The 16,442-nt window shown below is 52.9% G+C and carries 13 protein-coding genes; 5 read left to right on the forward strand and 8 right to left on the reverse strand.

The genetic code is table 11. The annotated features are described in order from the left end of the window. The first annotated feature begins 337 nt into the window (after nt 1-337). Together pelC and pelZ are read left to right on the forward strand one after the other, a co-directional pair. A complete protein-coding gene (gene pelC / locus DMB82_RS18510; protein ID WP_102116850.1) occupies nt 338-1,462 on the forward strand; it encodes a pectate lyase PelC in 1,125 nt (374 codons plus the stop codon). 176 nt (nt 1,463-1,638) lie between these two features. Further along, the gene (pelZ, locus tag DMB82_RS18515) at nt 1,639-2,916 is read left to right on the forward strand and encodes a pectate lyase PelZ (RefSeq protein ID WP_102116851.1); all 1,278 of its coding nucleotides are present in this window, start codon (nt 1,639-1,641) and stop codon (nt 2,914-2,916) included. Nucleotides 2,917-2,990: 74 nt separating this feature from the next. Here the strand turns inward: pelZ and ppiA are convergent, their stop codons facing one another. The 7 genes from ppiA to DMB82_RS18550 all read right to left on the reverse strand — a co-directional run bounded on the left by ppiA (nt 2,991) and on the right by DMB82_RS18550 (nt 10,439). Continuing rightward, nucleotides 2,991-3,575, reverse strand: a complete 585-nt coding sequence (ppiA, locus tag DMB82_RS18520; protein ID WP_102116852.1) for a peptidylprolyl isomerase A — start codon at nt 3,573-3,575, stop codon at nt 2,991-2,993. Between the two features lie 224 nt (nt 3,576-3,799). Next, entirely contained in the window at nt 3,800-4,576 is a 777-nt protein-coding gene (locus tag DMB82_RS18525; protein ID WP_189338656.1) for an ABC transporter ATP-binding protein, read from the reverse strand. A gap of 44 nt (nt 4,577-4,620) precedes the next feature. After that, nucleotides 4,621-5,508 (reverse strand): ABC transporter ATP-binding protein, encoded by an 888-nt coding sequence (locus tag DMB82_RS18530; protein ID WP_404932086.1) that lies wholly within the window; start codon nt 5,506-5,508, stop codon nt 4,621-4,623. Then, the gene (locus tag DMB82_RS18535) at nt 5,480-6,361 is read right to left on the reverse strand and encodes an ABC transporter permease (protein WP_102117062.1); all 882 of its coding nucleotides are present in this window, start codon (nt 6,359-6,361) and stop codon (nt 5,480-5,482) included. The genes DMB82_RS18530 and DMB82_RS18535 overlap by 29 nt, the downstream gene beginning before the upstream one ends. Before the next feature lie 38 nt (nt 6,362-6,399). Beyond that, nucleotides 6,400-7,440 (reverse strand): ABC transporter permease, encoded by a 1,041-nt coding sequence (locus tag DMB82_RS18540; protein WP_102116854.1) that lies wholly within the window; start codon nt 7,438-7,440, stop codon nt 6,400-6,402. Nucleotides 7,441-7,572: 132 nt separating this feature from the next. Further along, nucleotides 7,573-9,183 carry an ABC transporter substrate-binding protein gene (locus DMB82_RS18545; protein WP_102116855.1) on the reverse strand — a complete coding sequence of 537 codons (1,611 nt, stop codon included), beginning with the start codon at nt 9,181-9,183 and terminating at the stop codon, nt 7,573-7,575. A 101-nt stretch (nt 9,184-9,284) separates the two neighbouring features. Then, nucleotides 9,285-10,439, reverse strand: a complete 1,155-nt coding sequence (locus DMB82_RS18550; RefSeq protein WP_010297089.1) for a mandelate racemase family protein — start codon at nt 10,437-10,439, stop codon at nt 9,285-9,287. Nucleotides 10,440-11,075: 636 nt separating this feature from the next. On the opposite strand from DMB82_RS18550, the gene nirB reads away from it, so the two are divergent. The 3 genes from nirB to cysG are packed head-to-tail and all read left to right on the forward strand — an operon-like array spanning nt 11,076 to nt 15,399. After that, nucleotides 11,076-13,628 carry a nitrite reductase large subunit NirB gene (gene nirB, locus DMB82_RS18555; protein ID WP_116163591.1) on the forward strand — a complete coding sequence of 851 codons (2,553 nt, stop codon included), beginning with the start codon at nt 11,076-11,078 and terminating at the stop codon, nt 13,626-13,628. Beyond that, a complete protein-coding gene (gene nirD, locus DMB82_RS18560) occupies nt 13,625-13,993 on the forward strand; it encodes a nitrite reductase small subunit NirD (RefSeq protein WP_102116857.1) in 369 nt (122 codons plus the stop codon). The genes nirB and nirD overlap by 4 nt, the downstream gene beginning before the upstream one ends. Before the next feature lie 26 nt (nt 13,994-14,019). Continuing rightward, the gene (cysG, locus tag DMB82_RS18565) at nt 14,020-15,399 is read left to right on the forward strand and encodes a siroheme synthase CysG (RefSeq protein WP_116163589.1); all 1,380 of its coding nucleotides are present in this window, start codon (nt 14,020-14,022) and stop codon (nt 15,397-15,399) included. Between the two features lie 185 nt (nt 15,400-15,584). Here the strand turns inward: cysG and DMB82_RS18570 are convergent. Further along, a protein-coding gene (locus tag DMB82_RS18570; protein ID WP_102119033.1) for an IS5 family transposase occupies nt 15,585-16,429 on the reverse strand; the annotation gives its coding sequence in 2 pieces (ribosomal slippage) (nt 15,585-16,084 and nt 16,084-16,429; 846 coding nt in all). Nucleotides 16,430-16,442 lie beyond the last annotated feature (13 nt).

Consider the following 16,442-nt stretch of genomic DNA (forward strand, 5'->3'; position numbering starts at 1 on the left):
CTCACAGTTATCGCCTTTATCAAATCTCATCCAACAACGCGTAATAAAACGAAATATAATTTTATTTTTCATAAAATTCTCAACACCCTGATTTTAGAAAAAATGAAAAAAATATTTTCATTTAAAATAGGCACTTATTAGCCCTTGAGGTTTCCGCCGTTATTCACTCTATATATTTAATGTCGAAATATTGAATTCTTTTTCTTTTATGGTAAAAATTAATTGGGATTTCAATAAACCTTGATTTTATTTTTATTGAAACACCAAGACAATATAATCTGGGTTATGTGGATCATAAATGCCCAAACAAAAATTCTATTCCAAGGAGAGTACCCTAATGAAATACCTACTGCCTTCTGCAGCCGCTGGGCTGTTATTACTTGCGGCCCAACCAACGATGGCGGCAAATACGGGGGGTTATGCCACCACTGATGGCGGTGACGTTGCTGGAGCTGTGAAAAAAACAGCACGTTCCATGCAAGATATCATTGATATCATCGAAGCCGCGAAGCTGGATTCCAAAGGTAAGAAAGTCAAAGGCGGCGCTTACCCGCTCGTCATCACCTATAACGGTAATGAAGATGCGTTGATCAACGCCGCTGAGGCTAACATCTGCGGCCAGTGGAGTAAGGATGCACGCGGTGTAGAAATTAAAGAGTTCACCAAAGGCATTACTATCATCGGAACCAACGGGTCTTCCGCTAACTTCGGGCTCTGGATGGTTAACTCTTCCAACGTTGTCGTGCGTAACATGCGTTTTGGTTACATGCCGGGCGGCGCGCAGGATGGTGATGCTATTCGTATCGACAACACACCGAACGTCTGGATTGACCACAACGAGATCTTCGCGAAAAACTTTGAATGCGCAGGTACAAAAGACGGTGACACAACATTCGAATCCGCGATTGATATCAAGAAAGCCTCTACCAACGTGACGGTGTCGTACAACTACATTCATGGCATCAAAAAAGTGGGGCTGAGCGGCTTCAGCAGCAGTGATACGGGCCGTGACCTGACTTATCATCACAATATTTACGACGATGTTAACGCTCGCCTCCCACTGCAACGTGGTGGTCAGGTTCATGCGTACAACAACCTGTACACCGGCATCACAGGTTCTGGTCTGAACGTGCGCCAGAAAGGGATTGCGCTGATCGAACGTAACTGGTTTGAGAATGCGAAAAACCCAGTGACCTCACGTTATGACGGTTCCAACTTCGGTACCTGGGAACTACGTAATAACAACGTCATGAGCCCAGCCGATTTCGCTAAGTACAACATCACCTGGGATAAAGATACCAAACCCTACGTGAATGCCGAAGACTGGAAAAGCACTGGCACATTCGCTTCTGTTCCTTACAGCTACTCTCCTGTTTCTGCACAGTGTGTGAAAGACAAACTGGCGAACTATGCTGGCGTGAACAAAAACCTTGCCGTGCTGACAGCAGCAAATTGCAACTAGTTGCAATGTGTAAAGCGTGAAAGTTCAATAAGCGAATTGCAGGCCCCGTCCCTCATTGTCCGGTGCTAACCGGAGCCTGCAAGCGAGCTTAACGTCCGTCGGTTTATCGTTCGGGCAGCACTTGAGCGAGTCCTAAGGGCTCGCTCATTTTTATCGTTAATATTCAAGGAAATGAAATGAAACGTTCTCTTCTGTTCGCCGCACTGTTCAGCACTGGATTCGTATTTAGCGTCGGCATACCGATGGCAAGCGCCGCCACACCGGCTGCACCAGAGTTGAAAGGATTCGGGACTGATACCGTGGCAGGCAGCGGTGGGCGCATTATTCGCGTCACCACGCTGGCCTCTTCTGGGGCAGGTTCACTCAGGGAAGCGCTGGCCGCTAAAGGGCCGCGCATTATCGTTTTTGAGGTTGGCGGCATTATCGACCTGAATAAAAGTGACCTCCGGTTAGCAGAACCGTTTGTCACCATTGCCGGCCAAACCGCCCCCTCTCCCGGTATCACCATCATTCGCGGCGGAATGGGGATCAGCACACATGATGTGCTGATGCAGCATATTCGTTTTCGCATCGGCGATGCTGGTACGGGTAAAAAAAGCGGCTTTGAACGCGATGTTTCCATCAACGGCAAAGATGCCTACAACGTGGTGATCGACCACAGTAGCTTTGCCTGGGGTACAGACGAGAACCTGTCTATTTCCGGCCCGCGTTATGACGGGCCACAAGGCACCGCACACCGTATCACGCTTTCGAATAATATCGTTGCTGAAGGCCTATACGATTCGGCTCACACCAAAGGTATTCACTCGATGGGGACGCTGGTTCACGATAACGTGACCGATGTGTCGATCGTGGGCAGCCTGTATGCGCACAACAACGAGCGTAACGCCTGGTTCAAAGCAGGTTCTACGGGTGTCATGGTCAATAACCTGATCTACAACCCCGGCATTTGGGGCGTTCGCGTCGGTGGCGTAAAAGCGGAATGGGAAGGGAAAACCATGCCTGCCAGCCCACGCGTCTCCGTTGCAGGTAACGTGATGCACTACGGCGCGAATACCAAAGCCGGTTTAGGGCTGGTAGGAAGCAACAGCTCCGGCGATGTCTGGATGTCAGATAACCTCGCGTACGATGCCCAGGGGAAAGTGGCGCCGCAAACGTCAGGCAGCGGGATTAATTTACTCAAAGTGTCCCCTATTTGGCCTGCAGGCTTAACGGCATCACCGGCCAGCGCCGTCACCAATCAGGTACTGCAAAGCGCGGGAGCGCGTCCTAAAGATCGTGATGCCGTTGATAAACGTATCGTGGATAATTTCAAACAGCGGAAAGGTGGCTTCGTGAACAGCCAGGAAGACGTCGGCGGCTATCCCGTTGCAACAGCGACCTACCGTCAGCTAAACGTACCGAGCACTGGCGTAGATGCCTGGCTACAGCAGATGGCCAACGCGCTGGAATAACGCGGTAGTCGAGACGTTAAGATCGCAAAAGGCCACATCAGTGGCCTTTTTAATATTCTCGTTTCTTTGCTTATCTATTTTGCCAATCCGGGCAGCACTTTCGCGGACTGAATCACGACTGGCGTAGTCGGCACGTTCTGGTAAGGCCCAACATTTTTCGTTGGCACCTGAGAGATCTTATCCACAACGTCCATGCCCTTCACGACTTTACCGAACACGGCGTAGCCAAAATCACGCTGGCCGTGATCGAGGAACGCATTGTCCGCGATGTTGATAAAGAACTGGCTGGTCGCACTGTCTTTATCAGACGTGCGCGCCATCGCAATCGTGCCGCGCTGGTTACGTAAACCGTTATCGGCTTCATTCTTGATCGGCGCATTCGTCGCTTTTTGGCTCATTTCGCCAGAAAAGCCGCCGCCCTGCACCATAAAGCCAGGGATCACACGGTGAAATGTCGTCCCGTTATAAAAACCGTTGTTAACGTACTCGACGAAATTTTTTACCGAAATCGGTGCCTTTTGATTATCTAAAGACAGTTCGATATTGCCCGCAGATGTCGTCAACAGCACACGCGTGGTGGTGTCGGAAGCCGCAAAGGCGGGAGAAAATGCCGTCAGTGAAATAAGGGCTGCCGCAGCAACCAGAGTACGCTTGAACATGAGAATTCCTTTTTGAAGAGGCCGACTACAGAAAGCGTAATGATTGTAAGTATCCACACCCTTCAACGCTACCCATTTACCTTTTTTTACGTATAAAAGTCTGTTCGTAACCCACTGTGAACGAAAACCTGTGCGTAAGATAAAAAAAGGGCCGATTGCTCGGCCCTCATCATGATGATTATCGCGCAGCGCGACGAGTCCATACGTACTTAGTCTATAAATACCTAGCCCATACGCTCCGAACGCACCGCCAGATCGCGGCTGTACTGACGACTAGCGTCCACCAGCATGGCAGTATACGCGTCCTTAGGTACATCGCTGGTCAGGTCGTCGGTTTCCAACGTTTCCAGTATTTTACCGTATTGCATCACCGCCACTTTATGGCACAGGTGGGAAATCACGCCCAAGTCGTGCGTCACCATCAGGTAGGTCAGCTTTTCCTGCTGCTGCAACTCCGTCAGCAGGTTAAGAATTTCCGCCTGCACCGACACATCCAGCGCCGACGTCGGCTCATCCAGCAGCAGCACTCTCGGCTCCAGAATCAGCGCTCGGGCAATCGCCACACGCTGACGCTGTCCACCCGAAAGCTGGTGCGGATAACGCCGGCGGAAGGGCGTTCCCAGCCCCACCTTCTCCAGCAAGGTATCGATACGATCGTCACGATCGTCAAAGCGGTGGATCGATAGCGGCTCTTCCAGAATCGACTCCACGGTATGACGAGGATGCAGCGATCCGTACGGATCCTGAAACACCATCTGTACCCGGCGACAGCGCGCCTGATCGATGCGGTGTGCCAGTTTCTTCCCGTCAATATGCAGCGAGCCTTCCCAATGATTAAAAAGCCCAGCCAGACACTTCAGCACTGTGGTTTTACCGGAACCCGATTCCCCTACCAGACCAAAGATATCGCCGTCGTTGACGGTAAGATTCACGTCGTATAATACCTGATTCGCCGTGCTGCCCTGCCCAAAAGAGAGATTCAGGTTATTCACTTCGATCATCGGCTTGCGCTGACTCATTGCTTCAGTTGCCATGATTATCCCCTTTATCCATTGATCCAGGCTGGATCGCGATTCATCACCGGCAAACGCGGGCGTCGATGATCGATATCCGGCAGCGAATTCAGCAACCCACGCGTATAAGGATGCTGCGCGTTGTCCAGATCGGCGGCAGCAATGGATTCCACGACGCGTCCGGCATACATCACCAGCACCCGATCGCAGAAGCTGCGTACCAGATTGATATCGTGACTGATGAAAATCAGCCCCAGACCGCGCTCGCTGACCAGATCGTCCAGCATTGCCAGCACCTGCAAACGCACGGACACATCCAGTGCTGAGGTCGGTTCATCGGCAATCACGATTTCAGGTTCAGTAATCAGCATCATCGCAATCATGATGCGCTGCCCCTGTCCGCCCGAGATTTCATGAGGGTACAGATTGTAGACACGCTCTGGTTGACGAATACGTACCACGTCTAGCATCGCCATGACCTTTGCCTTCGCCTCACGGTGCGACACCCGATGGTGCGCCAGATAGGCTTCGGCAATCTGATCGCCAACGCACACCACCGGATTCAGCGAATATTTTGGGTCCTGCATAATCATGGAGATCCGCTTGCCGCGGATCTGACGCATCCGCGCCTCATCCGCTTTCAGCAGGTCGGTATCACCGAAGCGCAGTTTATCCGCCGTAATCCGCGCGCTGTGCGGATGCAGTTGCAGCAACGCACGGCCGACCGTCGATTTACCGGAGCCGGATTCGCCGACAATCGCCAGCTTTTCACAGCCAAGCGTGAAGGAGACGCCGCGCACGGCATCCGTCACAGCACCACGGTTCACGAAGCTTACCCGCAGATTTTCCACTTCCATCAAGGGCGAGCTTCCCGGCGCACGTTGAGAAGACTTATTCAGTTCTGGGATCGAGGATGTCACGTAGGCCGTCTCCAAGGAAGTTGAACGCCAGGCTGTTAATCAAAATCGCCAGCCCAGGAATAGTTACTAACCACCAGCACTCCATCATGTAACGACGACCCGCAGAGATCATCGCGCCCCATTCAGGATCGGGCGGCTGTGCCCCCAACCCCAGAAAGCCCAGACCCGCTGCTGTCAGAATGATGCCCGCCATATTCATGGTGATACGAATAATCACCGACGGCAGACACAGCGGCACAATGTGGTGCAGCAGGATGCGGATAGAGGATGCGCCTTGCAGCTTCACCGCAGACACAAAGTCCGCGTGACGCAGCGACAGCGTCTCCGCCCTTGCCAGACGGGCAATCGGCGGCCAGGCCGTCAGCGTAATCGCGATCACCACATGCTCCAGACCTGGGCCAAGCGCCGCAACGAACGCCAGCGCCAACACCAGGCTAGGGAACGAAATGAAGATATCGGTGATGCGCATCAGGATGGTATCGACGATCCCGCCGTAATAGCCTGCAACGACACCCAGCGCCAGCCCGATAGGCCCCACGGTGACCGACACCAGCGCAACGATATACAGCGTGATGCGTGAACCATAGACCAGACGGCTAAACACATCGCGCCCAAACTCATCGGTGCCAAAGTAGTGCGCCGCACTCGGGGCCTGTAATGCATTAGCCAAGTCCTGTACCAGCGGATCGTGCGTGGCGATCCACGGGGCAAAAATGGCGACCAAAATCAACATCAGCACAATCGCAGAACCAATCGCGGTCAGCGGATTACGCAGCATCGTCAAGAGAAACCCGCCGATTCGCGCACAACGTAGCCGCAGGCGGCTCACCCGTTTTTCCGGCGGTGTTCGCATTACCGATTCACGACTGACCGACGGCTCAGAGGAAATATTCATGCGTTCGTCCTCGGATCAAAGATTTGATACAACATGTCCGACAGCAGGTTAAGCGTCACGAAGATCAACCCGACTAGCAGCACACATCCCATAACCGCATTCATATCCCCCAGCAGCAGGCTGCCTGTCAGATAGGAACCAAAGCCTGGCCATGAGAAGACCGTTTCGATCAGTACCGCTCCTTCCAGCAGCGAGCCATACGCCAGCGCCACCACCGTCAGAAGCTGAACCAGAATATTGCGAAACGCGTGCGCCCAGACAACGCGGAACTCAGACAACCCTTTCACTCGCGCGGTAATGATGTATTCCTGCGAAAGCTGCGCCAGCATGAAGCTACGCGTCATACGGCTGATATAGGCCAGCGAGTGGAAACCGAGAATCGTGGCGGGCAACACCAGATGGTTCAGCGCGCTGCGGAACACCTCCCACTCGCCCGCCAGTAGCGAATCCACCAGCAGCAGGCCGGTACGGTTCTCCACCAGACCGTCGTAGGCCATATCAACCCGTCCGGCACCGCCCACCCAGTTTAGCCAGGCGTAGAACACCAGCAGCCCCATCATCCCGACCCAGAATATTGGCGTGGAATAACCGGCCAGACTGATAAAACGCACCACATAATCCGCCCACTTGCCGCGTCGCGCCGCAGCCAGCACGCCTAATGGCACGCCCAGACCGGCACCCACGATAATCGCCATGGTGGCAAGCTCGATGGTGGCAGGGAAAACGCGGATAATGTCATCCACGACCGGTCGCCCGGTCAGGAGGGCATTGCCCAAATCCCCATGCATCAGTGAATTGAAGTAAATAAAGAACTGCACATACAGCGGCTTATCCAACCCCAGCTGTTGGTAAACCTGTTGATAGGTACTTTGGTCGGCATCCTGTCCGACAATAGCCAGGACTGGATCGATTGGCATCACGCGGCCGATCACGAAGGTCAGGATTAATAACCCGAACAGCGTGACGACGACCTGAAACAGACGTTTTGCCAAACGACGCAATACTCCACCCGGCTTGATCCAATCAGAGAAAACCATGTTCTTTCTCCTGATATCCCGGTGAGCGGCGACAGCAAACCACCACTCAAGCGGTTATCTCTTTTTAACGTATCTGATCGGGATGATTAGCCGAGAACGTATCGACTACTCATCCGGTTTAACGTGTGGACACTAGCGCTGCTTATACACCTCACGCAGATGCGTCGTAGAAGACGGATGCGGCATATAGCCTTTCACGTCCTTACGCAACACCACAGAATCGATCATCTGCGACACCGGAATGATGGCCGGGAACAGTTCTTCATAGCGATTCTGCGCGTTGATATACATCTGCTTCTGTTTCTGAGGATCTTTCTCCAACAGCGCCTGATCGATCATGTCGTTCAGAGGCTTGTCGTAGAAAGAGGTGCGCCAGCCCTGGAAGTTGGTCAGTTTGGCTTCGTCGCTGTTATCCGGGTTATAGACAACAGAACGCAGGCTGGAGTGAGGATGCGGATCGACGCCGCCACCGCCGCGGCCGACTAGCATATCGAAGTTACGATCGCGCATCGCGCCGTAAACCTGATTACCGGTGCCGGAGATGATTTTGGCTTTGATGCCCGCCTGTGCCAGCGTGGACTGTACCGACGTCGCCAGATTCAGGAACGGCTGATCGGACAGGACACGCAGCGTGGTTTCAAATCCATTCGGGTAGCCCGCTTCAGCCAGCAGTGCTTTAGCACGTGGCACATCAAGCTTGTAGCCAGGATCCGGCAACGTCGCATCCATCCCTTTCTGGATAGGGCGCTGATGATAGAAACCATAGCCAGGCATCACCGTCTTATTCACGCCATCGTAATCGATCAGGTAACGAACCGCTTCGCGCACTTTCGGTTTAGCGAAATACTCGTTTTTCAGGCTCATGGCAACGTAGTACAGCGTGCCTTTTTTCACCTCATCAACCACAACGTCCTTATCTTGTTTCAATGCATTGATATCCGGCACCGACATCCCAGAGGCAACATCAATATCGCCTTTTTCAATCATCAGGCGCAGCGCCTGTGACTCGGTCATGTGACGGAAAATCACGCGACGCATTTTCGCATCGCCCTGCCAGTTGTTCTCAACTTTACTGATGCGCAGCACGTCTTTCGCCTGCCACACGTCCAGCTTGAAGGGGCCGGAACCCGCTTCGTTCGTGGTCAGCCAGCCGTTACCCCAGTCGCCGTTTTTCTCATGCTGCATGACCGTTTTGCTATCCAGCACCGAGCCGCTACCCAGCGTCGCCAGCGAGTAGATCACCAGTTTTGGATCGTTCGGTTTTGGCAGTTCGATTTCAACGGTGTGAGCATCTTTGGCACGGATCATTTTCTCCACGTTTTCCGCGGTGAAGCCGTAGGATTTCCAGGTCGTGGCCTGTGCCATGTTGAGGTTAAGCAGACGCTTCATCGACCAAGCGAAATCTTGCGCCGTTACGGGGTTACCGGAATGGAATTTGGCGTTATCCACCAGATTGAAGGTAATGACCTTACCATCATCACTGACGCTCCAGCTTTTCGCCAGAGAAGGCTGGATGTTACTCAGATTGGCGGGATCCAGCACCACCAGCGAGTCATAGAGGTTGACGATAATGCCCACCACTTCGTTACCGGTCATGGCGGCCGGATCGAGTGAGAGCATGTTGTTCATGTTCATCCCCACGATCAGTTGATCGTCAGGAGTTTTTGCCGATAGAATGGCCGGCGTAGCGGCCATGCAGAGTGAACTTAACAGCAAGGTACGGAGTATTGCGCGTGCTTTCATCATTATTCTCCAGGTGTGGGAGCATGGAAGACGACAACTTTTTATTTTTTAGGTAAGGCTATCTTTCAGATCGAACAAAACTATTCATATAGAACACAACGCTATTCTTTACTTAGGGTATGCTCCTCAATCCAGTCAAAATTAATATCTTCTCCCAGCCCTGGGCGTTGCGGCAGATGCACAAAGCCCTCATTGTCCATCGGATCGACAATCGAATTCAGATACGCAGCAGGTTCGTCATAATCGAGAAAAGGATGTAGCAGCCCGCGCTCATACCAGCGGCAGTTTTTGATCGCCCCCACGACGTTGAGGTTTGGTGCACCGTTACCGTGAACTTCGCAATCCATTCCGAAGGATTCTGCCAAGCTCGCGACCTTCATACACGGCCAGAGACCGCCCACGCCTTGCACGCCCGCACGTAAAATGTCGCATGCGCCTTCTTTAACCCAGTCAGCACGGCTGAAGTATTTGCCTGACAGGCTTTCTGGCCCGATAACATCGATATCCAGGCTCTTGGTCAGCCAGCTGTAAGACGCCATGCTCTGTTCTTCCATCGGCTCTTCAAACCAGGTGAAATCGAGCTTTTGCAGTTCACGGCCGATATACAGCGCATCGCTACGGCTGTACCAGTGGTAACCATCCAGCATCAGACAGATATCCGGGCCAACCGCTTCACGGACTGCCGCACAGGCTTGTACGTCAATCTTCGGGCTAGGCGCGAACGACACCGGTGGCATCCAGGTATGCAACTTGATGGCTTTATAGCCGCGCTGCACCAGCTTTTCTGCGAACTGGCCGTATTCCTCTGGCGTAGATAAGCCACCTTCCAGCTCGTCACCACACATGGTGCTGCCGTAAGCAGGGACTTTCTCACGATAGCCGCCGAGCAGTTTATGCACTGGCATATTCAGCACGCGACCTTGCAGATCCCACAGTGCGGATTCCACAATCGACAGCGCGCGGTCGGTCAGTTGGTTGGCGCTACCGCGCTGCCAGTGCACCAGATCCTGCCACAGGCGCTCACGGTCGAACGGGTTTTGCCCAATCAACACCTTGCGGAAGAAAGCATTCACGATATGAGGACGAATCACTTCCGGCGGCGCGAAAGCGTAACCTTTTTGACCGTCATCTGCCGTGATGGTTAACAGCGCCATCTTGGCCTGATTTTCAGGTCCCGGGTGTGAATGACCCGCACTGTCGGAAACCCGGCGTGTGGGATAAGTGAAGACGGTGACATCAATTGATTCTATTTTCACGTTGTTACCTGCCTTGATGTTTAACACAACTCATGTACAAGATTGACGAATGTAAGCCGTATAAATAATTAAAGAATAACCCCACTGACTGTGTTGGCCTTGTCGCTAAAAAACACCGCTATTTTTCTGGTACGACCTTATAAATCGATCAATGTCACAGAAAAGGAATTGCGTGCTAATTAAAAAAAAATGCTGTTTTATTTTCAATTATTAAGGTTGTGACGCCGTTAGTCATTAGGCAATTTCTTCCATATGATGAAATTATGTCACTGATAATTGTGCAATTGCACACAAACCTGTGAGCATTATCACCAGAACATTTCATATCCTTACTAAACAAATGGATAATCCCTTAGTTTTATTTTTAAACGCTCAGGAACGTGAATGATTGACGAGAGGGACGATTACTCTGATCGCGGATTGCCCGCTAACCAGTCGGCTTCTGACCAAAAGCGTGCTATAGGTCTCATTTTTGTCAGTCGCTAAAACCCCAACAAAAACCAATACTTAATAAAAAATAAGTAAAATCATAAACATACTCATAAAGTAGTATATAAAAGACTATTTGATGTACATCAATAAGCGCCCAGTGTGGAGCGATAAGGTAACCTCAGAAGACGCAATTTTGAGGCAAAAATGAACAAAGTCAGACTCGCTGTTATCGGTAACGGGATGGTTGGCCACCGTTTTATCGAAGAGTTGCTGGATAAGGCTCCAACGTCCACCTACGATATTACCGTTTTTTGTGAAGAACCCCGCGTTGCCTACGATCGTGTCCACCTCTCTTCTTACTTCGCGCACCACACGGTAGAAGAGCTCTCTTTAGTACGCGAAGGCTACTACGAAAAAAATGGCGTTAACGTCTTGCTCGGTGAACGCGCCATCACCATCAACCGCAGTGAAAAAGCCATTCACTCCAATTCCGGCCGTACCGTGTATTACGACAAGTTAGTCATGGCAACCGGCTCCTATCCGTGGATCCCGTCAATCAAAGGATCAAACGGGCAAGACTGTTTCGTGTACCGCACGATTGAAGACCTGAACGCCATCGAAAACTGCGCACGCCGCAGCAAACGCGGCGCGGTAATCGGCGGAGGTCTATTAGGTCTGGAAGCCGCTGGCGCACTGAAACACCTTGGCGTGGAAACGCACGTTATTGAGTTCGCCCCGGTGCTCATGGCCGAACAGCTGGATGCACAGGGCGGCGCCCTGCTGCAACGCAAGATTGAAAACATGGGTGTGCGTGTGCACACCAGCAAGAATACGCAGGCCATTCAGCATTCCGGTCTGGAAAACCGCAAGACGATGGTGTTTGCCGACGGCAGCACGCTGGAAGTCGACTTCATCGTGTTCTCGACCGGTATCCGCGCACAGGACAAACTGGCGCGTCAGTGTGCGCTGGAAATCGGCCCACGCGGCGGTATCGCGATTAACGACTGGTGCCAAACCTCCGACCCGGACGTCTACGCCATTGGCGAATGTGCCGCCTGGCAGGGCCGGCCATTTGGTCTCGTCGCCCCCGGCTACAAGATGGCGCAGGTTGCCGTCGACCACCTGTTAGGGCATGAAAACCGATTCCAGGGTGCCGACATGAGCGCCAAGCTCAAGCTGATGGGCGTCGATGTCGGCGGGATTGGCGACGCACACGGCCATACGCCGGGTTCTCGCAGCTACATGTGGCTGGATGAAAATAAAGAAACCTACAAACGCCTGATCGTCAGCGCCGACAATAAAACGCTGCTCGGTGCTGTGCTGGTCGGCGACACGCGGGATTACGGCAACCTGCTGCAATTCATGCTGAACAAAATCCCGCTGCCGGATTCTCCTGAAGCGCTGATTCTTCCTGCGTCCGCTGGCAGTGCCAAACCGACTCTAGGTGTCGATGCTCTGCCAGAAAGTGCGCAAATCTGCTCCTGCTTCGACGTATCCAAAGGCGACATCATCAAAGCGATTAACGGCGGCTGTCATACCGTCGCGGCGCTTAAGGAAACCACCAAAGCCGGTACGGGCTGCGGCGGCTGTATCCCGCTGCTTACGCAGGTGTTGAACGCGGAACTCAGCAAACAGGGGATCGAAGTCAATAATCACCTGTGTGAACACTTCGCCTATTCGCGTCAGGAGCTATACCACCTGATCCAAATCGAAAAAATCAAAACGTTCGATCAACTGTTGGAGAAACACGGTTCAGGCTACGGCTGTGAGGTCTGTAAACCGACCGTGGCGTCCCTGCTAGCTTCCTGCTGGAACGAGTACGTGCTCAAACCGCAGCATACGCCGTTGCAAGATTCCAACGATAACTTCCTCGGCAATATCCAGAAAGACGGCACTTACTCCGTGATCCCACGCTCCGCAGGCGGGGAAATCACACCGGATGGCCTGATCGCCATTGGTCGCATCGCGAAGCAATACAACCTGTACACCAAAATGACTGGCTCTCAGCGCATGGCGCTATTCGGCGTACAGAAAGACGACCTGCCTGACGTATGGTCTCAGCTCATCGAAGCCGGGTTTGAAACTGGCCACGCTTACGCCAAGGCATTACGTATGGCAAAAACCTGCGTCGGCAGCACCTGGTGCCGCTTTGGCGTCGGCGACAGCGTAGGCTTTGGCGTCGAGCTGGAAAACCGCTACAAAGGCATCCGCACGCCGCACAAAATGAAGTTTGGCGTCTCCGGCTGTACACGGGAATGTGCAGAAGCGCAGGGTAAAGACGTGGGGATTATCGCCACCGAAAAAGGCTGGAACCTCTATGTATGCGGCAACGGCGGGATGAAGCCGCGCCACGCCGACCTGCTGGCCGCCGACTTAGACCGCGAAACGGTAGTCCGCTATCTGGACCGCTTCATGATGTTCTACATTCGCACGGCCGATAAGCTTCAGCGTACGTCCGTCTGGCTGGATAATCTCGAAGGCGGCATCGACTATCTGCGCAATGTGATTGTGAAAGACAAACTGGGCATTAACGATCGGCTTGAAGCGGATATCGCACGGTTGCGAGAAGGCTACGCCTGCGAATGGCAGGCGACGCTGGAAGATCCGGAAGCACAGAAACGCTTTGCCCACTTCATTAACAGTCCGGTACGTGACCCAAACGTGCAAATGGTGAGTGAACGTCAACAACACCGTCCAGCACGCCCTGCCGAGCGTATTCCGGTGAAACAGATTGAACTGGAAGGGGAAAGCGCATGAGCCAGTGGACAACCGTATGTAAATTAGACGACATCCTGCCCGGCACTGGCGTTTGCGCCCTCGTCGAGCAGCAACAGATTGCCGTGTTCCGCCCACGTAACGATGAGCAGGTTTACGCCATCAGCAATATCGACCCGTTCGCGCAGGCGAGCGTATTAAGTCGCGGGATAGTGGGCGAGCATCAAGGCGATCTTTGGGTGGCAAGTCCATTGAAAAAACAGCATTTCCGCCTTTATGATGGCTTCTGTCTGGAGGATGGAGCCTATTCTGTTGCAGCTTATGATACTCAGGTAACAAACGGTAATGTGCAAATATCCATCGCAGACCGTGACATCGCGGTTGATAATAGCCAACCATTACCCTAATAACCTGAGCTTTCAAGAGGCGTTACATGGATTACCTGCCAATATTCTGTCAGTTGCACGATAAACCTTGTCTATTGGTAGGAGGGGGGGAAATAGCCGAGCGCAAAGCCCGGCTATTGCTGGATGCTGGCGCAGTGATTACCGTCAATGCGCTCGATTTTAACGATCAATTTCGGGCGTGGGAGCAGGATGCTCAATTAACGCTGGTACAAGGCACTTTCGATCCCACGTTACTGGACGCGGTGTGGCTGGTGATTGCCGCCACTGACGATCAGGACGTCAATAACCATGTCTATGCCAGCGCCAGTGAGCGCCGGATTTTCTGTAACGTGGTGGATTCACCAGAACGCGCCAGCTTCATTATGCCGTCGATCATCGACCGTTCACCGCTGATGGTCGCGGTGTCTTCTGGCGGTGCCGCACCGGTATTGGCTCGACTACTGCGGGAAAAACTGGAAAGTATTCTGCCGCAAAATCTCGGTAAGCTGGCGACATACGCAGGTGAATTGCGCAGTCGGGTCAAAAGCCGGTTCCGCAATATGAGCGCACGCCGCCGCTTCTGGGAAAAGCTCTTCGTACACGATCGGCTGGCGCAGGCGCTGGCCAATGACAATAGCCAGAGCGTTCAACAACTGACGGAACTGCTTTTCTCCGCGCCGCTCGATGACCGGGGTGAAGTCACGCTGGTCGGCGCAGGGCCGGGCGATGCGGGATTGCTGACGTTGAAAGGCCTACAGCATCTCCAGCAGGCCGACATCGTCGTTTACGATCGACTGGTGTCGAAAGAGATTCTCAACCTGTCACGCCGCGACGCCGAGCGAATCTTCGTCGGCAAAGCCTCTGGCTATCACAGCGTTCCTCAGGATCACATCAATCAACTGCTGGAAGAAAAGGCACGCGCCGGTCATCGGGTCGTTAGGCTGAAAGGCGGTGACCCCTTTATCTTCGGCCGTGGAGCCGAAGAGCTGGAGCACCTGCAACAGGCAGGAATACCGTTCTCCGTCGTGCCCGGAATTACGGCCGCGTCGGGCTGTTCAGCCTACAGCGGTATCCCGCTCACCCATCGCGATCACTCACAGGGCGTAAGGCTGATCACCGGACACGTCAAGCATGATACCGATCTGGACTGGTCCAGCCTCGCCGCGGAAAAACAGACGCTGGTGTTTTACATGGGGCTTCAGCAGGCTGAGCACATTCAAAGTAAGCTCATCGAACAGCAGTTACCGGAAACCGTGCCTGTCGCGATTATCGAAAACGGCACTTCAACCAAACAGCGCGTTCTGAGTGGACAGCTCTCCCAACTGCGCGAATTAGCGCAGCAGGCCAGCAGCCCGAGTTTGATCATCATCGGCAACGTTGTCGGGCTGCGGGAAAAATTGAGCTGGTTCTCTGACCAGACAGCATAATCCTCTCCCTATCGCACTACTCACCCGCTATCCGCTCTGCCGGATAGCGGTTATTGCACCATCATAATGCAATACCCCGTCAGATAGCATAACAATGCACTATTTTGAACATACCCCCTTACAAAATGTCACTTTAATGCTTTACCGCAGGCCACATCTGCCTTATTTTGACTAGGCCGTGTCCCTTAACTTAACAACCGTTTTAAAAATAACCTGATCGCTCCCAGTTTTAGCATACTCAGGTAGTTTCTGGCTGTTTTCTCCGAGCGGGTGGCAATACGGCGATTTTCTTTAAGTATCGCAAAGCAGCGCTCCACGACATTGCGTTTTTTGTACAGGCGCGTGTCGAGGGGGCGACGTCCGTCCTGACTGGCCTTCTCATTCGATTTAAACGGAATAACCGCTTTTATTCCTTTCATTTTCAAATGAATGCGAAGGTTTTTACCTGAATAACCCTTATCCGCCAGCACCGCTTTCGGACGTGATTTCAGGTGCCCGCTTTTTCGGATAATCCCGACCCGGTTGAGCAACCTTTCCGCGTATCGGCTTTCGTGGGCCTGTCCACCGCTCAGGCAAAAACTCAGTGGTAATCCTGTGCCATCTGTCGCCAGATGGATTTTGGTGCCAAAGCCGCCGCGAGAGCGACCCAGCCCATGGTCCTCGCATTCATCGGGATGTTTTTTTTCGCACCCGCGGCCGCTTTCAGGGCGCGAACGTTACTGCCATCCAGCGCGATAACATCCCAGTCAATCAGCGCTTTTTCATCCAGAATCTGGAGTAATTTATTGAAAATGCTGTTCATTATTCCGGCTTTAGACCACCGATTGAAGCGGTTGTAAATGGTTTTCCATTGACCATAACGCTCAGGTAAATCCCGCCAGGGTGCGCCAGAGCAAAGCACCCAAAATATGCCATTCATGACATGTCTGTGCGCAAAATAAGGACGCCCGCCTCGGGAAGAGCCTCTTTCAGGTGGCAGCATGGGAGAAATCAACGCCCAGGCGTCATCGGGAAAATCGTAACGAGCCAAATTAAAGGACTTT

This window comes from Pectobacterium aquaticum (genome assembly GCF_003382565.3).
GTDB lineage: Bacteria > Pseudomonadota > Gammaproteobacteria > Enterobacterales > Enterobacteriaceae > Pectobacterium > Pectobacterium aquaticum.